The following is a 21113-nucleotide window of genomic DNA, read 5'->3' on the forward strand; positions in this document are numbered from 1 at the left end:
CAGTGGTCAGTTTTTAGCTGTCAGCTATCAGTAAAAGAAAAACGAGCCAAATTAGGCTCGTTTTTTATTTTTGTATCTTTTTATCGCAATAAATATCGATAACTCAATTGTTTACATAATAGGCATTAGATGTGACTATTGAATGAATTGAACGTGTAGTCTAGGTATTAATTTTTTGGACTAAGCATAAAGAATACTAAGTTTTAGTTACTCTAATTAAGGAATTATAATGCAGACAATTACGGAAGATCAGCTATCTCTTGAATATTACGGTGCAGCAGTTGAAAAAGGGCAGCTAAAAGCGAAAGATGTTGCTCGCTATATTTTAGCACTAGATGAATTTATGAACGTGATTACAACAGAAGCTTATGGTAAAGATGCATCGCTATGTATGGATGTCTCAGGTTTTAGAGGGCAATCATTTGATATTGATTTTTTACTACAGGTGGTAGGTTTATCCTCTGGAGCATTATTTTGTACTAGCTCCCCCAAAGACCTTATTACTCTGGCTACTGACTCAATTAAATTATGTATTCATTTAGCTGGCAATCAACCGAAGCAGTGCACACCAGATAGTAATGCGAATACAGTTAATATCGAAAACTCTAATGGTCATACTCAGGTATTTCATATTCAAACGCTAAACGTTCTTTCTGATCCAAAAGCTGCTAATTCGTTAGATACATTTATTAGGGAGCCTTTGGTTAAAGGATTAAGCGAAGTAAAGTTAAAATCTTCAAAGTTTGATATCCAAACTAAAGCTTCGGCTAATGATGCTGAATTTTTTAAACCTCTTGATTTCGATTTACCAATTTCAAAAAATACAATTACTACAGGTTTAACGATTGAATCTCCATCCTTTAAAGATGGAAATAAGTGGAAATTATTTGATGGACAGTCCAGTTTTTATGCAGAAATTACTGATAGAGAGTTTATTGATACTGTTGATAAGGGAGAGAGGTTTGGAAAAGGGGATCTATTAATAGTTGAAATGGAAATAATTCAGACTAAAACACCGCAAGGTTTGAAGATCGAAAAACTTATTACGAAAGTTACCGATCATAAAGAAGCGCCTCAACAGAAAGGTATGTTTTAAGATTTTAGGTCAAAGTATTAGCACATAACGAAAGTCAAAATTGAAGGTTTTTTAATGAAGTATCGAAATTATATATTACTTTGCCTATCTCTACTTTTTACGTCAAACATACATGCGCTTGAGCAGAAGTATCATGAGAGTATTTTACCTGTTATTGCTGCTTTTAAAACGCATGATAAAACTGCGATTGCTGCGCATATTCGCTACCCTCTAAAAAGACGATACCCATTGCCTGACATTAAAAATGAAGCTGAGTTTATTGCTCGCTTTGATGAAGTGTTTGACGACGAGCTTGTTGCCGTTATTGCCAGTTCAAATATCGATACTGATTGGGATAGCGTAGGTTGGCGCGGTATTATGCTCAATAACGGCTTAATGTGGGTAGACACAGACGGCAAAGTTATTGCTGTGAATACACAAAATACCACTGAGCAAGCACATGCAGAAAAGTTAATCGCTCAAGATAAACAATCACTCCATTCAAGTATTAAAACCTTTCAAAAACCAATACTCGATTGGGACACAGCAAAATACCGAGTTCGTGTTGATGATTTAGGCGATGGAAACTTCCGTTATGCGTCGTGGAGCATTGATAAAAGCCCAAGCGATAAGCCTGATATCGTTTTAATTAATGGTGATATTACCTTTGAAGGTAGTGGCGGCAATCATCACTATACGTTTAAAAACGGACGTTACAGTTACGTATTGCAAGTAACGGTAATTGGTTGTGATACCTCACCACCAGGTTGGCTTGAAGTATATAAAGACGATAAGTTGTTATTGTCTGACGCTGTGATCAGTGCAGTTAATAAGGCTAATTAAGTTTCTAGTGAAGAGCGGCTATTTTTAACTTACTGTGAAACGTAAACTGTAATCGAGAGTGGGAACTAGCTATGAAAACAATCGGTATGTTGGGTGGTATGAGTTGGGAGTCAACAGCCAGCTATTACAAAGTTTTAAACGAAGGCGTTAAAAACTCGTTGGGTGGACTGCATAGTGCTAAAATTTGTATGGTGAGCGTCGATTTTGCGGAAATTGAAGCACTACAGCATCAAGGCGATTGGCAACAAACAGCTAAGTTACTCACCAAGGCAGCTAAATCTGTAGAGGTTGGTGGTGCCGACTTTTTACTTATTTGTACCAACACTATGCATAAAGTGGCCGGTGAGATTGCCAGTAATATTACCATTCCTATTTTGCACATTGCCGATGCCACCGCTGAGCAATTAAAACACGATAACATTACGCGAGTAGGGTTGTTGGGAACGCAATTTACAATGGAGCAAAACTTTTACAAAGAGCGTTTAACCGTTAAGCATAACATTGAGGTATTACTACCTGAGCCTAATGAGCGAAAGCGAGTGCACGAGGTTATTTATTCGCAGTTATGCCAAGGGATTATTGATGACGATTCGCGAGCTGATTATATACGCATTATAGAGCGCTTATTTGCACAAGGCGCGCAAGCCATCATTTTAGGCTGTACTGAAATCGCCTTGTTGGTAAAGCCACAACATACACAGGTTCCGCTTTACGATACCACCAAGATACATGCCGAGGCGGCGGTGAAGTTAGCGCTGGCAAAATAAATAAGGTTGAGCTTAATTCTGTAAATAATTACTTCGTTATGCTTGCATACACTGATGCTGATAGTTAAGGAATCTGGGAGTAGAGGTGAAAAAGCTTACTATTTATTTGTTACTTTTATTATCTGTTGGATATTCTGCAGTTACTTTATATTCGCTCATTAATAGTGATATTGAAGATGTTATTATTTGCAGCACTGATGAGCATACTCATTGCATCCCAAGTGATGCTTGTGAATATTACTTACTTAATTATAGAGCAGATAAGAGTGATATTGAATCACTTGAATCAGGCGCTGGTTTAGCATTTTTATTTGAAATTAAAGATATAGATAAGCGCGATGTTTATATCAAATACTTTATTTCTAAAGGAATCAAAGTAAATACGTTAAGTGACATAGATGGTTTATCACCTCTACACTCGGCTATTTTGCTTAATGACTTTGGTTTAGTGCAACTTTTAATTGATAAAGGCGCGAGTATTACCATTAAAGAAAAATCACATGGGCTTACACCTTTAGAGTTTATTCATAAACTGAGTGAAAGAAATGCTCAGATAGATAGGCAGCTGATATCTGAACTTTTGACGCCGATTTCAAATAATAAACAGCTGGTTAATTCAAAGAATTACCGAATACGTTAAATCTAGTGATTCTATTATTTACCAACAAAAAAACCGCCAAATGAAGTGACCCCATAAAGTTGGACTCATTTCTAAGCGGCTGCCAAGGCCTGATTTCGATACTGTATTGGACTCAGGCCTTTTAGTTTCAGTTTAATACGCTCATTGTTGTAATAGTGGATATATTCTTTAATGTTTTCAATAAGATCATTCACGTCTTTAAACGTTTCGTTGTGGTACATCTCGCTCTTCAATATGCCGAAGAAGTTCTCAGCAACCGCATTATCTAAACAATTTCCTTTTCTAGACATACTTTGTTGCAATCCTTTTTCCTTAAGGTGATTTTGATATTGTTTGTTTTGATATTGCCACCCTTGATCTGAGTGTACAACTGGCTTTTCATTTGGCTTCAACCTAGCAGTTGCTGTTTTAAGCATGTCAGTTACCAAAGGGAGTGCAACGGATTTTCTGACTTCGTAACTGATTACCTCTTGGTTGAATAGGTCAATCATAGGCGATAGATATACCTTCTCATTATCCACTTTAAACTCCGTCACATCCGTCACCCATTTTTGATTTGGCTTCTGCGCAGTAAACTCGCGGTTAAGCGTATTTTCTGCGATTTTACCCACTTCACCTTTATAGGATTTATAGCGCTTAGGCCTTACTTTTGACTTGAGTCCTAACTCATTCATCAACCGTTGAACGCGCTTATGATTAACAAGTACTCCCATTGCTCTCAGGGCACTCGTAATTCTGCGATAGCCATATCGCCCTTTATGCGCGTGATAAATATCACGTATTTTTACCAGTAAATCATTGCTTGCACAGGGTTGCTTACAAGTAGTGCGATGATAATAGTAAACACTCTTTGGCAGCCCTGTAGCCTTTAAAAGGTGTCGTAAGCTATGCTTTGCCTTGAACTCTTCGACGACTATCGTTTTGTCTTTGCTTTTTTCTTTCTGGCTTGAGCCAAGGCTTCTAACTTTTTTAGCACATCATTCTCAGCTCGTAAGTATGCTAGTTCTTCTCGTAACTCCTCCTCAGTCATTTGCTCTACTAGTTTTGATGAAGAAGAATTATTTGTCATGAATGGCTTACCTTTTCTCTGTGGTTTAAGACGTGATATACCATCACGAGCATAAAGCTTTTGCCATTGAAAAAGAATGCCTGGGGACGATAAATCGAAGAAAGCACTGGTATAACCGAGTGACCAACTGTTTGCTGTCATCGTTTTTAACACTTCAGCCTTAAATGCTAGAGAATAAGGTTTGTGAACAGACCTGAAGCTTTCAGCGCCATGAATTCGATAAATAGCGGTCCAATATCGGACCTGCCTATCTGTAACATTAAATCTGTTACTTACCGCCGAAGAGCTTTCAGACAAAGCGAGTTCAGCTATTTTGAGCTTGAAAGCTCGGTGATGTTTGGACATAAAAAGACCCCCAGTAATTGGAATGTCCAACTATTGGGGGTCACTTCAAAATGGCGGTTTTTTTATTAGTAAGTAAAGCTGTTAACACGCTTTATATTAATGGCCTTTCTCAAAGTCATTTACTTCGCGCTCGGTTTAACTTCCTTTAACCTATACATCTGAAGCTTTAATTATTGTATTTTATATAGGCTTGTTTATCATATGAGGTCTATTTACAAAGGCATGTGAATATTTAAGCTTATAGGGAATCATGTAGCAACCCTCCACAAAATGTTCACGGCCTATTTTTAAGGCTTCTTGTTTATGTCATTTTTAACGACACTTAAAAAGTTTGGTAATCATATTGGTGCTTACAAAGTGCACTTGTGCCCTGAGGTGAAAGGCCAAGTTAGTGAAAAGGGCAAGCCTTTATCTAATGTGAGAATAGACCGAGTATTAAATTTTTCTGATGGCAAATGTGCTGAAGATTTCACTTACACGGATAAGAACGGAAGTTTCTTACTACCTGAAATTAATATCCGCTCTAATCAACCAGCAGTCCCACTTGCTGAGATTTTTACTTCTCAAGCTATTTATTTATCCTACAATCATGAAGAATATTGCCTTTGGGGTTCCAGATTGTCAGGCGCTAAATACCGAGAGGAATATGCAAAAAAATTAAGGCAATTAATAGCCGATACCACTGATGAAAAGGTTCTTTTTAAATTTGAGAATAAAAAAACTGAAGGCTATAAATTTGAAGCTTTAAGTATCTGTCGTTGGTCTGATGATTTTGAAGTAGTGGAAAAAAATGCTTATTTTGACCTTTCAGAAATTGAAACGGATGATAATTAATAAAACAAAACCTAAATTATAAGGAAATATTGATGAATGTTTTAAGCCCTGCAATAGCTGCTAACTTTGCTGCTATCTCATACGAAAGCCTTGATAAAAGAGGCTTAAGAGCTAACCCATATTTTGAAAGGATTAGCTCTTTATTTTCATTCGAATCAGAATCTATAAAAGGTGTAAGTGGTTCTATTCTTGAGCGAGTTTTTAATCACTCGACCAATTTTGGCTGTATTGCAAAAGGTAAGAAGGGCGCATATGAAGATGATTATGTTTTAGCTTTACGTGGCACGGCAAAAATACGTGATGTTGTTACTGACTTACATTGTGGTTTAAGTACTTGTAGTAATAATCAACCTGTACATGCAGGCTTCAACCATACATTTAACTCTTTCAAAAATCAGTTAGAGCTGTATTTTAAACAAAGCACTAAGAAAAAATTAAACATTCATGTTGTAGGTCATAGTTTAGGTGGTGCTTTAGCAAACTTAGCTGCTAACTGGTTAAAGCAACGTTTTGGAGCGAATGTAAAATTATATACTTTTGGTGCGCCGCGAGTTGGTTATAATAGTTTTGCAGTAAAAACTGAGTCCGCAACAGATAACAGCATTTATCGTTGTGTACATGCAGCCGACCCAGTTCCTTTAGTGCCTGTGTGGCCATTTATGCATACGGAGCAAGAATATATTTTACACGGTGCTGCCACCATTACTCCAAAAGCACATAGTATGACTAAGGAGACGCCAGGATATTTGCATACAGCTAGCAACTTCAAAAGTTATTCTGCTATTAACAAGGGAATGGAAAAACGAATTCAAGAAGAGGTAAGGCTTGATTATGAGAGACGACTCGAATGTAGCCGCACCTCTAAATGGGCTCGGAAAATTGGTGCAGCTTTAATTACTCATTTACGTGAGACTGGTAAATTATATGCGATACAAAATCATTTTTCGAACGCTCTCACAGTATACGATCAGATAGCTAAAGCATTAGCTGATAGCATTGATCTTTCTAAAAATTGTACTAAAGATGTAAAAGGGATTTTAGGGCATATGCTGACATTTTGTGGCTATCCATTTCAGGTGATTTCTTTTACTTACGCTTCTATTAGACATATTTTGCAATTAATGCTTAAAAATATTTTTGCACTTGCTGGCGAAGCGTTAGCATTAGCAAAACCTTCCTAGAATTAAGGTATACAAAAAACCGCCAATTGGCGGTTTTTTATTAGCAAGTAAAGCTGTTAACACGCTTTATATTAATGACCTTTCTCAAAGTCATTTACTTCGCGCTCGGCTTCCTCTTTCGATTTACCGTATTTTTGCTGAATTTTACCAACAAGCTCGGTACGGCTACCTTCAATTTTATCTAAATCATCGTTGGTAAGATCGCCCCATTTTTGTTGCGCTTTACCTTTAAGTTCTTTCCAGTTTCCTTCGATACGATCGCTATTCATAATTAGCTCCTTATTAAGAGTGATGATTTTTCATTTTAAAAGCGTTACTAATAAAATGATTTTTAACGTTCATTTATAAAGATGCAAAGCCTATACCAGAAAGTGAAATTTTTAATTTTTAATTATATATCAATTGGTTATACTTTTTCGATGCGTAAATCTTTTTAGCTGGTGGCGAGACTTATAAAAATTCTGCAGGGTGGCTTGTAATTATTTCAGGGACCGTCACTTCAGGGACTGTTACTTCAAGGGGGTTATTGCAAGTACACTGTGCTGGCTTTTTATAAGTACAATAAAAAAGCGAGCTATTAAAGCTCGCTTTGCTGTTTAATAAAGGAATTAATGTCTAAAGCTTGGCATTAGCGCAGGGATGCCTGGCAGCATACCTACCAGTGCCATTACACCGGTTAATAATACAAACATTATAAGTGGGATGACCCAGCGACTCATTCGCGATAAATCAGCACTTCTTTCTTTACAGCCAATAAGGCCTAAGTTATCAAGTAGCATAGTTAGTGACCAACCAAATGCTGGGTTTACTAGGCTTGATGCAAACACCACAATGGCGGCTGATTGGGTGGTTTTACCTTCTCGGGTCATTTCCATACCCGCTTCAAGTAGTGGAATAAACACCCCTACAATTAAGGCAACACACAATACTGGCTGCCAAATAGCTAAGTCCATTGGGTAACCCCAAACACCCGCGATAATACAAAATAACGCAGTTAAAATTGCGCCTGCAGGAATAGGTCGTTTTGCAATAGCAGCAGGAACAATGTAAGTGCCCCAAGATGACGCAAAGTTAGCACCGCCTAATAGCGAGCCAAAGGTTTGTCTTGTTGATGCGCTAAGCATGGTATCGTCAATATTCATTTGTACTTTTTCAGTACGCTCTGGGTAACTAATTTTTTGAAATACTTGATGGCCTAAAAAGTCAGGCGACCACATAGCAACAGCTAAAACTGCAAAAGGAAGTACAACCACAAAGCTTTCTGCTGTTGGTAAGCCAAGCATCCAACCAGTGTTTTCGCCCCACCAGTACATAGGGTTCATGTTTGGTAAGCCCGGTGCAGTATGAAACTCAAACGGTGCGCCCAATGCAAAAGCAGTAAAACCACCAATTAAACAGCTCAGTGGCACGGCTAACCAGCGTTTTTTGTAATGCTCCAATAAGGCATAAAGTAAAATTGTGGCTAAGATTACGATAAAGGCAATATGGGTCATTTGAATTTCTTCAGCCCATGCAAACAACTTTTTAACTTGTGAAATGGTACCCACAAAGCCCAAATAAAGAAGTAGGCCACCACACACCCCTTTACTGGTGAGCTTTGCCATGAGACTGCCGCCTTTACTAAATGCTAATATCAATCCAAAGGCTCCTATGAGCAAACCAAAGGCCATAGGGTGTCCGCCTGCGGCAACCACAATAGGAATTAATGGAATGAGTGGGCCATGAGTACCGGCTAAATTAGCAGTCGGTAAAATAAAGCCCGAAAATAGTAAAATAAATAGCGAAACAATTAAAAGTTCGTAGCGTACGTTTTCAAGTACAAAGCCATCACTTAAACCCAAAGGGCCTGCAAACGTGGCAGCAATGGCTGCTACCATTACTACTTTACCTATAGTAGCGGCCATTGCTGGAATGGTGTCTTCAAATTCAAAGCGATAATCTCTAAATGGTAAATTTGGACGCCAGCGTTTTGGCTGCATAATTTGCAGCTCGTGCTCTAGATAAGCGTCGCGGCTTTCAAACTCAGAGCTGGGTTTATGAAGATTTTCATAGCTATCGGACACGGTTTGAGTATCCGCTCCTGGTATAGCATCAGATGAATTATCATCTAGCGGCTTGGTGGTCATGACTTCTCCTGCAACTTAGTTGCTAACTCAAAATAAAAATACAGCTTTTACAAAGCAAATGAACGTTGAGTGCGCAGGGTAAAACAGCTTGCTACAGATTGTAATTAGGCAAAAGGTCGTGCATAGCCCAGTTTAACGCTTTGTAAGTGTTAACAAAAATAGCAAAGGGATGTGTTGTAACAGGCTTGTTAAATTTAAAAGATCTTTAAATTCAGTGGTTTATTGTTCTGTTTTTACAGTGTGATCTTGTCATGCAGAATAGCGAAAAGGTCATAAAATCAGCAGATTCAGCAGCAATCATTCTTTAGTCTAATAAAGGTGACGTTAGCCGCTATTTGCTTATTATAAATACAATTAGCCGCAAAGTTACACAAAAGCTAACAATACTAAGCTTTAACGGAACGACTATTTTTGGACTCAAGATAGGGTTTTAAAGGTAATAATAGGAGTAAAGTAAAAATATAGTGCAAAGTGACTAAACAAGAAAATGCCTTTATGTAACGTATTTATAAAGGCATTTCTGGGTAAGCTTGTTTGTTTTCACCGCCAGTTAAGCGCTGTAATAACCGACGTTGGCTTGAGAGTAATTGCCCTGAGCGTTCATTCATTATTTTGCAGGTTTTAGTTTTTAGCTCAAGCTGATGCAATAGCTTAGTAGTAAAGGTGTTTATATCAACAGGTAGAAGCGCGGTTAATTGTGCTAAACCTTCTTTGCCACCTTGCAAGCCTAAACTCACCAAAAAGCCATCGCGCTGGTTGTGCGATTCATTTAAGCTTTCTAAAAAGCCGAGCATTTTTTTATTATGTGTTTCTAGCTGCACATTACGTTGGCTTAGCAATTCGTATTGCGTTTCAAGTAATTCAATTAACGCGTCTAGCTTAGTAATGTCTTGTTGCAGACTTACAATATACTCTTTTACAGTTTTCATTTTTTATGAAGTTCAACCATAGCGTTAACGGTTTCATCAATATTAATTTTAAATTCACCACTGGCAATTGCCGCTTTCATTTGGGCTACTTTATCCATATCAACGTCTGGCTTTGCAGCTAAATCTTGAAATGTTGAGTCTATTGATTTACTTAATGCACTCACTGAGTTTACTTGCTCTTGTTTAGTCGCTACAGGTTGTTGCTCTGGTTTTGCATCCAGTGAAGAACGCTGGTTTGTTTTTTGACTTTGCTCAACCGCAGTGGTTGTTATTGCGCTTATATTCATTGTTTATTACCTAATTCGTTTATCGAATTTATATTGCTTAGTTTATATCAGCGACCAAGTACAAGCATTACTTAACTTTTATTTCGACATTTTTTAAAATGTCGCCTCTGCCACACCTTGCGCAATTACTCTACCTTGAACTACTTTTTTTGATGATAAATTTTTTACATTAATAACCTCACCAAGCTGGCCATCTTCAAGAGCAATGGCTTTAACATTGGCAGAGAAAGTTGCGGTATTTACTTGCAGTGAAATATGCTCATTTTTATTGATTAAATACTGCTTTTCTAGGTATCTATTTGAGATCACCGTGCCTTTATCAATTTCTCGTTTAACGATGAGTCCAACTAGCTGGTCAATACCGGTTTTACCTTGGTGGCGGTGCTTACCTAAATCTACGCTTTTGTATTCTAAGTCTTGCTTATTAAGCACTTTACCTCGGTTTAAGGTGTGCTTGGCAGCTACTAGGTTTATCCACACACTTACTTTGGCACTGGCTCTAAAACGCCAAGCAGGCGATGGGCAAGATACAGAAATACTCACTCTGCCAGCAGGTGGCGTGTGATTTTGTGAGCGAGTGATTTGCAATTCATCACAGCTTAAATTTTCGCTGCCTTTAGGAATAAATAATTCTATATCTTGTCGCTGACTTTGCGAATTCACCGAGCGCAAATAGCTCTTAATTTCACTGTGCAAAAACTGCTGAATTTCTTTATCAAAATTAATGGGGGTGGCCATAGCATGAGCTGGCAGTAGTCCAATAGTTAAAAGTAAGCGGAAAAACCAACGCTTCCCTTGGGGAAGTTTAGCTTCCGTGTGCTGGGCTGTTTTTTGCTCTTTTTTTATGTAAGTCATTGAAAAAATATACTTTTAAAAGTTGGCATAAAGGTTGTTATACACAAGGTAGAAAGTGTATGCGAAGCGCGAAAGCATACAAGAAACAAAAATTAGAGGCAACAATGGAACTATTTGATAAAGCGTTAGGTGTTCACCCTTTTTCAATGAAATTAAGGTTAGACAGAGCAGAAGTCATTGCCAGCAACTTGGCCAATGTTGACACGCCTGGGTTTAAATCTCGAGATGTAGATTACCGTCAAATCATGCAAAGTGTTTCATCCAGTTTTTCGCAAAACAGAGATGTTGATTTTGCTGGCGTACAAACGGATGAGCTCAAATATCGCGTTCCTTATCAACCATCAAGTGATGGTAATACTGTTGAGTTAAATATTGAGCAAGCAAAATTTGCCAGCAACAGTATGGATTTTCAAACCAGTTTGACCTTTTTAAATATGAAGATAAATGGCCTACATAAAGTTATTTCAGGGAAATCATAATGTCTTTTAATTCAATTTATGACGCCAGTGGCAGCGCCATGCGCGCTCAAGTTATTCGCCTCGATACCATTGCATCTAACTTAGCCAATGCCGATACCGCGGCCGGTTCAGAAGCCGACGCTTACAAGGCACTTAAACCAGTATTTTCTGCTTTGTACAAACAAACACAAGATAGCCAATCAATTTCAGCCTCGGTTGATGTATTGGGGATCACTGAGTCAAACCGTGCGGTAGAGCAGCGCTACGAGCCAAATAACCCAATTGCTAACAACGATGGTTATGTATTTTACTCCAACGTAAATGCACTTGAAGAAATGGCCGACATGATGTCTGCAAGTCGCAGCTACCAAACATCTGTTGAAGTTATGGGGCGTGTAAATAGCATGCAGCAAAGCATTCTTAAGTTAGGACAATAATTTTATGCAAGTTAATTCAGCCGTTCCAAGCGCAGCCGACGGGGCAAAAAACACCACGAATATTGCCGGTAATAGTTCAGCAGATGAAATGTCGACCATGTTTTTAGAGTTACTCGTTGCGCAAATCAGCAATCAAAATCCATTACAACCTATGGACGGCACCCAATATGTGAGCCAGCTTGCGGAGTTTTCTAATGTTGAGTCGTTACAAAGCATTCGCCAAAACACCGCCGATGGTTTGGATTATGTGAGCAGCTTAGCGGTGCTTGAAGCCACTAATATGGTTGGTCAAACGGTTGATGTGCAAGCAAGCAGTATTGCCCTTGAACAAGATGGCAGTGTCTCTGGCATGGTTAATTTAGGGGAAGCCGCAGATTCTGTCACTGTGCAACTTTATAACCAAGATGGTGAATTAGTTGAAGAAAAACAACTGCCTTATTCTGGAGTCGGTTCATTGCGTTTTGAATTTGAAAACCAAGAAGCCGGTGCGTATGCAGTGAGAGCGTATGCCACTACTGAAGAGGTACCAAAGCAGCTTGATACTTGGCTAAGTGGTGAGGTTGAGCGTGTTTCTGTAGGTAAATCGTTAGAAGATATTTTATTACAAGTCGATGGTTTGGGTAATTTTGGTATCACTGAAATTAATCAAGTGGCATAAATAAGAGGAATAAATAATATGTCTATGTTCAATATAGGATTAAGTGGTCTTAAAAGTACCCAAACAGGATTAGAAGTAACCAGTAATAATATTGCTAACTCGGGTACTGCTGGTTATAAAAATAACACCGCAGAATTTGCCGCAGTGTATAACGGCAGTCAACGCGGCGGCGTTAAAGTTGCCAATGTTAAAGAAGATTTTGTCACCGGTGGTGAAATTGTGCGCACCGGTAATGCGCTGGATATTGCTATTGATGGCCAAGGTTTTTTTGCCATATCAGAAAACGGCCGAACAGCTTACACCCAAGCAGGCCAGTTTCAGTTAGATAACGACTTAAATATTGTTAATGCCAACGGCGGCAAACTGCAAGGTTTTGGCGTGTCTCAGGTTGATGGTGGTGATCCGACAATTGTACCAGGTGTATTAACCGATTTAAAAATTGAAGCCTCAAACATAGAAGCACAAGCCAGTACCAATATTAACTTTAACGGTAACTTAAGTTCTTCTAGCGACGTGATTGCTTATCCAACAGCTCCTGCGGTATTTGATCCTAAAGATGGTAGTCAATATAACTTTTCTCAATCTACCGAAGTATTCGACTCCTTAGGTAACAGCCATGTAATGACTCAGTATTTTAACCATACGGGTAGCAACGAATGGCAAGCGATGTTTTTCTTAGATGGTAAACCCCTTACTCAAGCTCAGCTTTCAGCGCTTGGTGCGACTACCGACTCTAAACCTATTGATGATGGTGCGGGTGGTTCAATTAACGCCGGTACCATTACGCTTAATTTTGATACCGATGGCCAAATGGTGCCGTTTTCAGGCGACTTAACGGCGGTTGATTTAGAAGTGCCTATTACTTCAACGCCAGGTAATGCAGAAATAACCAGTGGTGCAGCAGCATTAAATATCGCGCTTAAATTCGATGGTACAACGCAGTTTGGTTCAAGTTTCAGTGTTAACGAAAACGATGCCAACGGCTATACCTCGGGGGCGTTTTCTGGTGTGAAAGTTGAAGACGACGGCCGTGTATTTGCAACATTTACTAACGGTGAATCTAAATTACAAGGTCAGGTTGTACTTGCCTCGTTTGCGAATGTTGATGGTCTAGAGCAAGGCAGTAATACCGTGTGGTATCAAACTGAAGAGTCAGGCTCTGCACTTTATGGCGAGCCAGAAAGTGGCTCACTGGGTAAATTACTGTCGGGTTCATTTATGGGCTCAAATGTTGATATTAGTGAACAGCTGGTTGGCTTAATGTCATTTCAACAAAATTACCAAGCCAATGCTAAAACCATCAGCAGTGCTGATGAAATGATGCAAATTTTATTTAGTAATACCTAAGGAAGCTAAGCGTGGAAAAGTTAATTTATACCGCCGTTTCGGGTGCTGAACTTAATAATACCGCCTTACGCGTTGCTGCAAATAACTTAGCAAATGTTAGCACCGTAGGTTTTAAGGCCGACTTAGAGCAAGCGCAATCAATGATGGTACAAGGCGAGGGCTTTCGTACTCGTTACCACGCGCAACTAACACCAGTAACTACTGACTTATCGTCAGGGCCAATCATGGATACTGGCCGTAATCTTGATTTAGCACTGAGCAACGGCGGTTATTTAGAGGTGATGGATGACAACGGTGAACCTGCTTATACCCGTGCGGGTAACTTAGTGGTTGATGCCGATGGCTTTGTTACTGTTAACGGTCGCCGCGTGCAAGGTGACGGTGGCGATATTCAACTCCCTGAATTTGGTGATATTGAAATTGGCTCAAACGGCATGATCAACCTAACCCCCATTGGCGGCGGTGTAATTGCAGAAAATGCGCAAATTAAATTAGCCAGTACCGATGAAAACTTAATCAAAGGTGCTGATGGCTTACTCAGAGCTAACGATTTGCAGCCGCTTGAAGCCGACGAAACAATTACAGTAAGAACCGGTGCTTTAGAAGGTTCTAATGTGAATGCCGTGGCTGAAATGATCAAAACAATGAATATTAGCCGCCAATTTGAAATGAACGTAAAAATGATGAAGTCTGCTGACGAATTAGCGACCAGCGGTAATAAGCTCATCAGTGGACGTGGGTAAATAGGAAGCCAAACATGAATTCAGCATTATGGGTGAGTAAAACTGGTCTTGCAGCGCAAGATTTAAGAATGACAACAATATCTAATAACCTAGCGAACGTAAGCACTGCCGGTTTTAAAAAAGACAGAGCGGTATTTGAAGATTTATTTTACCAAGTACAAAAACAGCCTGGCGCGCAGGTAGATGAGCTTAATCAGCTGCCATCTGGGATTCAGGTGGGAACCGGTGTTCGTATTAACGGTACGCAAAAGCAATTTACCGAAGGTAGTTTTGAAACAACCAGTAACCAGTTAGATGTGGCCATTGCAGGGCAAGGCTTCTTTCAAATTGAAAGTCCTGATGGCGAGTTATTATTTACCCGTAACGGTCAGTTTCAGCTTAACTCTGAGTCATTACTGGTAAACAGTAACGGCTTACCATTGGCACAAAATATTGCGCTACCAGAGGGCACCACTAAAGTGAGTATTGGCACCGATGGCACCGTTACTGCGGTAGTAGGTAAGGATGCGCAAGCGGTTGAGTTAGGCCAAATGTTAACGGTTAACTTTGCAAATCCAGCAGGGTTACAAAGCTTAGGTGGCAATTTGTACCGCGAAACAGCAGCATCTGGTGAACCTGTTGAGGGGATCCCCGGTGAAGATGCTTTTGGTGGCTTGCAACAATTTACTATTGAAGGCTCAAACGTGAGCGTTGTTGATGAAATGGTAAGCATGATTGCCGTACAGCGCGCTTACGAGATGAACGCTAAAGTGGTCTCTGCGGCAGATGAAATGCTGCGCTTTATAAACCAAAACGTATGATTATGATGAATAAGTTAACATTATTTTTGCTGCTTTTGGGTGTTGCTGGTTGTAGCAATACCCCGTCAAAAACCCAAATGGTGGAATGCGAAGTGGTGTATGGGGAAGTGAAATGTCCGCAAAACACCACTCAAAAATCAGTTCAAGACTATGAAATAAGCCAAGATGCCTATGCACAGGGTTTGAATCAGCAAGATGGTAGCTTATTTCAAGATAACTATATGTTTTCTTTGTATGCAGATAAACGTGCTTACCGAGTTGGCGATATTTTAACTGTGGTGCTTAACGAGCGCACGCAATCAAGTAAAAGTGCCGATTCAAGTTTAGATAAAAGTACCGACTTGGATGTTTCAGTGCCAGTTGCTGGTGCACTCAACGTAGCTGATTTTAATTTGGGTATAGGTTCGAGTACCAAGTTTGACGGGGAAAGCAGCGCTAGCCAACAAAACTTCCTTAGTGGTGCTATTACCGTGCGGGTTAATCATGTTTTATCTAATGGATCGCTGGTTATTAAAGGGCGCAAGCAAATTAAGCTCAACCAAGGCGATGAATACATTGAAATTGAAGGGCTAGTTCGCCCTGGCGATATTGATGTAAGTAACCGTGTTTCGTCGCTTCGTATTGCTGAAGCGCAAATAAGCTATACCGGCAAAGGCACATTGGCTGATGCGAATCGTCCAGGTTGGTTTACCACTTTATTTACCCGATTCTTAAACCCGTTCTAAGGGATTACTGAGGTTTTAATGAAATATTTACTATTAATGCTAGTGTGCTCTTTTAGCCTATTAGCGCCTGCAACTGTGACCGCCAAAGCACGTCCATTATTAGATATTGTTGATGTGCTAGGTGTGCGAGAAAACCAACTCGTGGGTTACGGTTTAGTAGTGGGTTTGCCGGGGTCGGGCGATAAAGCTCAAGTGAAATTTGCCGGTCAATCGCTAAGTAATATGCTAAAGCAATTTGGTGTCTCTGTAGATGAAGAACGATTACCAAAGTCAAAAAATATAGCGGCTGTTGCTGTACATGCCACGCTGCCGCCAATGGGAAGCCCAGGTCAAGCGATTGATGTAACTGTGAACTCATTGGGCGATGCAAAAAGCTTACATGGTGGCAGCTTAATGTTGACTCCGTTAAAGGGAGTTGATGGCAAAGTGTATGCGCTAGCACAAGGTAATTTAGTGGTGGGTGGTATTAATGCCAGTGGTAAAAGTGGCTCCTCGGTGACTGTTAATGTGCCTACTTCGGGGCTTATTCCTAATGGCGCTATTATTGAACGCAGTGTTACGGCTATGTATGAAAGTCAAAGCGATGTGATTCTTAATTTAAAAGATCCAAATTATCAAACTGCCCGCAATGTTGTGCGTGCTATTAATAAAGTATTTGGGCCTGATGTAGCTATTGCTGAAAATTGGGCGCGTTTAGTGGTTAGTGCGCCAAGCGATGCCAATAGTCGCAACACGTTTATGTCGATGCTACAAGATATTACCGTAGAGCAAGGTTCTGAGCGCCCAAAAATTGTATTTAATAGCCGCACAGGTACTGTTGTAATGAACAATACAGTGCGAGTTAATCAGGCTGCGGTTAACCATGGCAATTTAACCATTACCATCAGTGAACAAGAGCAAGTGTCGCAACCAGGGCCGTTTTCAAATGGTCAAACTACGACCACGCAATCAAGTGATATCACGGTAGATCAACAACAAAAAAATATGCTGTTGTGGCCTGAAGGCACCTCATTAGATGAAATTGTAAAAGCGGTAAATGCACTTGGCGCAACGCCAGCCGAGCTTATGTCGATATTAATTGCACTTGATAATGCTGGGGCTCTAGAAGCCGAGCTATTAGTTATTTAAAGGAAATAGCCATGAAAATAGAGTCATCAACCCAATTATCTCAGTCATTAGCGATAGACCCGACCCATCTTGAAAACATTACTGGCAACAGTGAGGCAGGTGTTAAACAGGCAGCAGAGCAGTTTGAAGCTATTTTTTTACAGCTGGTATTAAAAAGTATGGATAGCACCACCAAAACTATGGCCGGTGACAATGGTTTTTTTAATAGTAACGAGCAAGCGCAATTTAGAGATATGCATAATGCTCAAACCGCGCAGCATTTAGCGTCCACTCATCAACTGGGTTTAGCGGAAGCGATTATTAAGCAGTTTGATGAGAAAATTGCTCCCATAGAAAATACATTTAAGAATAGCCAAAACTTGGTCGCTAATGATCAACATAAAGGTGCTGAAAGCGTTGAGCCAACCCAAAGCTATGATATTTATGCGGGGTCGGCATTTGTTCAGCCATTGAATGCTAATACGATTAGGTAGTTAATTATGTCTATGTTAAATAACGCGTTAAGCGGCCTCAATGCGGCTAATATTGCGCTGACTGTGTCAGGGCAAAATGTGGCGAATGCAGCCGTTGAAGGTTACTCGCGTCAGCAAGCTCAATTTAAAACCTCTAATGTATATTTAGGTGGGGTTGAGGTGGCATCGGTTGACCGTGTTGTTGACGCCTTTTTAAATGACGATATTTGGCGTACTAATTCCGATACCAATTTTTATGAAAACAAACAGTCATACCTCGGCTTTATTGAGCAAATAATTGGTACCGACTCACTCAACTTAAATAACTCCCTTGCAAGCCTAACTGATGCGCTCAATGCTGCGACGACCAAGCCCGATTCACAAGCTTTTAGACAGCAGTTTTTATCCTCTGCTGAAGGCTTTATGCAAGATATTGCGCAAATTAATGGCGCCTTGGCAGGCCAAGCAATAAAGTTAAATACTCAAATGACTAATGTGGCGCTCAACGTCTCCTCTGTTACTAAGCAAATAGCTGAAATTAACAGCAGTATCGGGTTAGCAAAAGCGAATAATCAATCAACCGCAGAGCTGAAAGACAACCGAGAGCGGTTAGTAAACCAGTTATCTGGGCATATTGGCGTATCTATTGTTGAGCGAGATAATGGTTTTATTGATATTAGTACCTTAAGTGGTGCCCCGTTAGTAGTGGGCAGTAAAGCCGCATCAATATCAGTAAATGGTACAACAGTCACCAGTGAATTTATTGGCCAGAAATTTACCCTTGATAAAAATGTTGGTGGCCAATTCGGTGGCTTAATTAGCGTTGATAAGGATGTAATTAAACCAACCCTTGCAACCTTAAATAGCTTAGTTTCCGACCTTGCTGATGATATGAATGGTGCATTACAAAGTGGCTTTGATTTAAATAACGACCCCGGTGAAGCATTGTTTACTTACAACCCACTAAACCCATTAGGGACGATTGAGGTAAATCCTGCTATCACTTCCGATAAGCTTGGTTTTAAAAACAGTAGTACTTCAGGGCCAGGGGATAACTCAAACATTGCTAATATCGTTACCTCAATGGCAGGAAAAGGCGATAAATTTACGTTATTAGTGGGTGAACTGGCAATTACTAGCAAGCAAAATTTAAGTAGTATCTCTACCGCTACGAGTCTAAGCGAAAACGCCATTGCTGCACGCGATAGCTTTAGTGGTGTAAACCTTGATGAAGAGGCGGCAAGCTTAATGCATTTTCAGCAAATGTATAGTGCCAATGCCAAAGTGATCAGCACCGCCGATCAAATGTTTAAATCTTTACTGCAAATGTTTTAGGGAGCAACGTTATGCGAGTCAGCAGTCATCAGTTTCATTTAAATTCAATCAAAAACATTCAAAGTAATACTGAAAACTTTAACGAAAAGTCGATTCAGCTGGCAACCAATAAGCGAATTCTTAAGCCCTCAGATGATCCGCTTGGTACTGTGATGATTATGAATTTAGGTTCAGAAATTAAATCGCTAGAGCAATACAAAACTAATATGGATGCAGTTAACTTTTCATTAGGTCAACAAGAAGTACAGCTAACCGGTATTGTTAACCAAATATATTCATTACAAAGTTTAATTACCACTGCAGCTGATGGCTCAATGGGTGAGGCAGAAATTAAAGCGCTTGGCCAAGAAATGAGTGTGGCTTTTCCGGCAATTGTTGATTTACTAAATGCAACTGATAGCGACGGGAAGTATTATTTTTCAGGCAGTAAAACCGACGAACAGCCATTTCAAATCGATGCCACGGGTAATTATGTTTATACCGGTGATAATATTATTAGGGAAGTTGCTGTATCTGACGACTCAAGTGTAAAAAATAATATTGTTGGTGATGATTTAGACCCAAGTGCAGGTTTTTTAAATGCTATGCAAGACTATCTTGTTGATGTAAATAATCCGCCAGCAGGTGGTGTTGGCAATCAATCCCGGGTGATGATAGATAAATTAGCAGACTTTTTAGGTACTATTAGTAGTCAAGTGACTACAATTGGTTCTACTATGGCGTCGCTTGATTCTATTACTACCAGTAATCAAGATATCACTACGTTTACGGTGAATTTACAGGATGATTTAAGTGCTGTAGATTACCCTGAAGCATTTATCTCGATGAAAGAGTCAATGGCGGCGTATGAGTCATCGATGCAGGTTTACTCAACGGTAAGTAAACTTTCACTGTTTTCATACATTTAAAATTATAATACTTTCAGGAACTAACTATGCTGGTTAAAAGTAGCGAAAAAGCGCAAGCAATTGACTTGGTAAATACCAATAAATCGGATGCACTCGTTACATCAACAAAAGATTCTGCTAATAATTTGTGGAAAAACAAAATTGTTGGCAGAGAGGAGCAGGTTAAAGTACTGACTGGCTGGGCACAGCGTGGGGCGCTTAGTCAGGCGCTAGCTAGAGCTGAGCAAAGTGAAAGTACAATACGAAATTTGTATATGGGGCTTGAAAAGTTAGCACAACAGTTAAACACCCAGGCAGCTAACACTCAGCCACAACCCATGCAACAACAGCAAATTAAAGTGCAAATAGCGTCATTACAAAACACAGCAAATAAAAAAGGCTCAGGACTTGATACTCAACTAAAAATAACTGACCCAAATCGCGCTATTAGCAAACAGCTTAATGCAAATATAGACCTGCTTAGCGCGCGCCCACATGAAGAAAATATTCAGTTAGTAATGGGGCGTTCGGGTAAATCATTAAGTTTAAAACTACCTGCCTATCAAGATGAAAAAACCAATTTAGCTGCCATTCAAAATGCGTTTGCACCACATCATATAAATGTTGAACTTAATCGTGAAAACCGTCTGCTTTTTAGTGCGCAAAAAGATAATGCGGCTCCACTTTTAGAGCCTTGGGTAATGAGTGGTCAAGGTGTGCGAATTGCTGCAGGAAACCCGATTTCGTTGCAGCTTAATGATTTAGATAACCCTCTGAATGAACTTGCTAAAATAGCCGATAAAAATGCCACTATTGCTCAGCATCGTGAGCAAATTCAAACTGCGCAGCGCCATTTAAAAGCGAATTTAATAAAAATTCAGGCACAAAAACAACAATTACAAAGCCAACTAGAGCAGCTTGACTCTGCTAGTTCATTAGCTAACACTGATGAACTACTTGCTTTAAGTCTAGGGGTTAAACAGCACATGCAAAACCCAAGTGTAAATAGTGTGGCTGCGATTATGTCGCAAGCAAACATTACTCGTAATATGGTGCAATACTCACTCACCTAATTTTTTAATGCAGCAATCTAGTGTTGCTGCATCGTTTTTTATTTCTGCTATTCCTCTTATCTGCTTTTAGCCAACGAAAATGCCTATTTTACCCGCTTTGAACACATTGCTTAAAAAAA

The 21113-nt window shown here is 39.7% G+C and carries 25 protein-coding genes; 18 read left to right on the forward strand and 7 right to left on the reverse strand.

The window, feature by feature from the left end; translation table 11 throughout:
* Nucleotides 1–229: 229 nt before the first annotated feature.
* The 4 genes from AB8618_RS03795 (at nt 230) to AB8618_RS03810 (ending at nt 3325) form a co-directional block, all read left to right on the forward strand.
* Nucleotides 230–1096 carry a hypothetical protein gene (locus AB8618_RS03795; protein WP_013464370.1) on the forward strand — a complete coding sequence of 289 codons (867 nt, stop codon included), beginning with the start codon at nt 230–232 and terminating at the stop codon, nt 1094–1096.
* 54 nt (nt 1097–1150) lie between these two features.
* Entirely contained in the window at nt 1151–1918 is a 768-nt protein-coding gene (locus tag AB8618_RS03800) for a hypothetical protein (RefSeq protein WP_413401423.1), read from the forward strand.
* A 71-nt stretch (nt 1919–1989) separates the two neighbouring features.
* Nucleotides 1990–2685 (forward strand): aspartate/glutamate racemase family protein, encoded by a 696-nt coding sequence (locus AB8618_RS03805; protein WP_409424889.1) that lies wholly within the window; start codon nt 1990–1992, stop codon nt 2683–2685.
* Nucleotides 2686–2770: 85 nt separating this feature from the next.
* Entirely contained in the window at nt 2771–3325 is a 555-nt protein-coding gene (locus AB8618_RS03810; RefSeq protein WP_409424890.1) for an ankyrin repeat domain-containing protein, read from the forward strand.
* Between the two features lie 71 nt (nt 3326–3396).
* Here the strand turns inward: AB8618_RS03810 and AB8618_RS03815 are convergent, their stop codons facing one another.
* On the reverse strand, nt 3397–4242 hold the full coding sequence (locus AB8618_RS03815) for an IS3 family transposase (protein WP_409425534.1): 846 nt from the start codon (nt 4240–4242) through the stop codon (nt 3397–3399).
* On the reverse strand, nt 4239–4739 hold the full coding sequence (locus AB8618_RS03820) for a transposase (protein ID WP_409423191.1): 501 nt from the start codon (nt 4737–4739) through the stop codon (nt 4239–4241). The genes AB8618_RS03815 and AB8618_RS03820 overlap by 4 nt, the downstream gene beginning before the upstream one ends.
* A gap of 303 nt (nt 4740–5042) precedes the next feature.
* Between AB8618_RS03820 and AB8618_RS03825 the strand changes: the two genes are divergently transcribed.
* Nucleotides 5043–5573 (forward strand): DUF6795 domain-containing protein, encoded by a 531-nt coding sequence (locus AB8618_RS03825; protein WP_016899390.1) that lies wholly within the window; start codon nt 5043–5045, stop codon nt 5571–5573.
* Nucleotides 5574–5605: 32 nt separating this feature from the next.
* Nucleotides 5606–6754: a lipase family protein gene (locus AB8618_RS03830; RefSeq protein WP_409424891.1), complete on the forward strand. Its 1149-nt coding sequence runs from the start codon at nt 5606–5608 to the stop codon at nt 6752–6754.
* Nucleotides 6755–6825: 71 nt separating this feature from the next.
* Here AB8618_RS03830 and AB8618_RS03835 read toward each other — a convergent pair whose 3' ends face one another.
* The 5 genes from AB8618_RS03835 to flgA all read right to left on the reverse strand — a co-directional run bounded on the left by AB8618_RS03835 (nt 6826) and on the right by flgA (nt 10951).
* Nucleotides 6826–7023 (reverse strand): CsbD family protein, encoded by a 198-nt coding sequence (locus AB8618_RS03835; RefSeq protein WP_010391132.1) that lies wholly within the window; start codon nt 7021–7023, stop codon nt 6826–6828.
* A 339-nt stretch (nt 7024–7362) separates the two neighbouring features.
* A complete protein-coding gene (locus AB8618_RS03840; protein WP_008464416.1) occupies nt 7363–8880 on the reverse strand; it encodes a DUF3360 family protein in 1518 nt (505 codons plus the stop codon).
* A 506-nt stretch (nt 8881–9386) separates the two neighbouring features.
* Nucleotides 9387–9809 (reverse strand): flagellar protein FlgN, encoded by a 423-nt coding sequence (locus tag AB8618_RS03845; RefSeq protein WP_409424894.1) that lies wholly within the window; start codon nt 9807–9809, stop codon nt 9387–9389.
* Nucleotides 9806–10096, reverse strand: coding sequence for a flagellar biosynthesis anti-sigma factor FlgM (gene flgM, locus AB8618_RS03850; protein ID WP_058154318.1), 291 nt, complete (start codon nt 10094–10096; stop codon nt 9806–9808). The genes AB8618_RS03845 and flgM overlap by 4 nt, the downstream gene beginning before the upstream one ends.
* 93 nt (nt 10097–10189) lie before the next feature.
* Nucleotides 10190–10951 (reverse strand): flagellar basal body P-ring formation chaperone FlgA, encoded by a 762-nt coding sequence (gene flgA, locus AB8618_RS03855; RefSeq protein ID WP_409424895.1) that lies wholly within the window; start codon nt 10949–10951, stop codon nt 10190–10192.
* A 59-nt stretch (nt 10952–11010) separates the two neighbouring features.
* Here flgA and flgB point away from each other — a divergent pair, with 59 nt between their 5' ends.
* Genes flgB through AB8618_RS03915 form a run of 12 tightly spaced genes read left to right on the forward strand, consistent with a single transcriptional unit; the run spans nt 11011 to nt 20994 of the window.
* Nucleotides 11011–11430: a flagellar basal body rod protein FlgB gene (gene flgB, locus AB8618_RS03860; protein ID WP_010391142.1), complete on the forward strand. Its 420-nt coding sequence runs from the start codon at nt 11011–11013 to the stop codon at nt 11428–11430.
* The gene (flgC, locus tag AB8618_RS03865) at nt 11430–11846 is read left to right on the forward strand and encodes a flagellar basal body rod protein FlgC (RefSeq protein WP_010391144.1); all 417 of its coding nucleotides are present in this window, start codon (nt 11430–11432) and stop codon (nt 11844–11846) included. The genes flgB and flgC overlap by 1 nt, the downstream gene beginning before the upstream one ends.
* Before the next feature lie 4 nt (nt 11847–11850).
* Complete coding sequence (locus AB8618_RS03870) at nt 11851–12504, forward strand: flagellar hook assembly protein FlgD (protein ID WP_054202054.1); 654 nt, start codon at nt 11851–11853, stop codon at nt 12502–12504.
* A gap of 18 nt (nt 12505–12522) precedes the next feature.
* Complete coding sequence (locus AB8618_RS03875; protein WP_409424896.1) at nt 12523–13851, forward strand: flagellar hook protein FlgE; 1329 nt, start codon at nt 12523–12525, stop codon at nt 13849–13851.
* Nucleotides 13852–13862: 11 nt separating this feature from the next.
* Nucleotides 13863–14594 (forward strand): flagellar basal body rod protein FlgF, encoded by a 732-nt coding sequence (locus AB8618_RS03880; protein WP_409424897.1) that lies wholly within the window; start codon nt 13863–13865, stop codon nt 14592–14594.
* A 14-nt stretch (nt 14595–14608) separates the two neighbouring features.
* Nucleotides 14609–15394, forward strand: a complete 786-nt coding sequence (gene flgG / locus AB8618_RS03885) for a flagellar basal-body rod protein FlgG (protein WP_010391154.1) — start codon at nt 14609–14611, stop codon at nt 15392–15394.
* Between the two features lie 2 nt (nt 15395–15396).
* A complete protein-coding gene (locus AB8618_RS03890) occupies nt 15397–16119 on the forward strand; it encodes a flagellar basal body L-ring protein FlgH (RefSeq protein WP_409424898.1) in 723 nt (240 codons plus the stop codon).
* 18 nt (nt 16120–16137) lie between these two features.
* Nucleotides 16138–17247: a flagellar basal body P-ring protein FlgI gene (locus tag AB8618_RS03895; protein ID WP_409424899.1), complete on the forward strand. Its 1110-nt coding sequence runs from the start codon at nt 16138–16140 to the stop codon at nt 17245–17247.
* An 11-nt stretch (nt 17248–17258) separates the two neighbouring features.
* Entirely contained in the window at nt 17259–17720 is a 462-nt protein-coding gene (locus AB8618_RS03900; protein ID WP_409424900.1) for a rod-binding protein, read from the forward strand.
* 6 nt (nt 17721–17726) lie between these two features.
* On the forward strand, nt 17727–19034 hold the full coding sequence (gene flgK / locus AB8618_RS03905) for a flagellar hook-associated protein FlgK (RefSeq protein ID WP_409424901.1): 1308 nt from the start codon (nt 17727–17729) through the stop codon (nt 19032–19034).
* 11 nt (nt 19035–19045) lie between these two features.
* A complete protein-coding gene (gene flgL / locus AB8618_RS03910; RefSeq protein WP_409424902.1) occupies nt 19046–19942 on the forward strand; it encodes a flagellar hook-associated protein FlgL in 897 nt (298 codons plus the stop codon).
* A gap of 26 nt (nt 19943–19968) precedes the next feature.
* Complete coding sequence (locus AB8618_RS03915) at nt 19969–20994, forward strand: flagellin (RefSeq protein WP_409424903.1); 1026 nt, start codon at nt 19969–19971, stop codon at nt 20992–20994.
* The last annotated feature ends 119 nt before the right edge of the window (nt 20995–21113 follow it).

This window comes from Pseudoalteromonas sp. RW-H-Ap-1 (assembly GCF_048318575.1).
GTDB lineage: Bacteria > Pseudomonadota > Gammaproteobacteria > Enterobacterales > Alteromonadaceae > Pseudoalteromonas.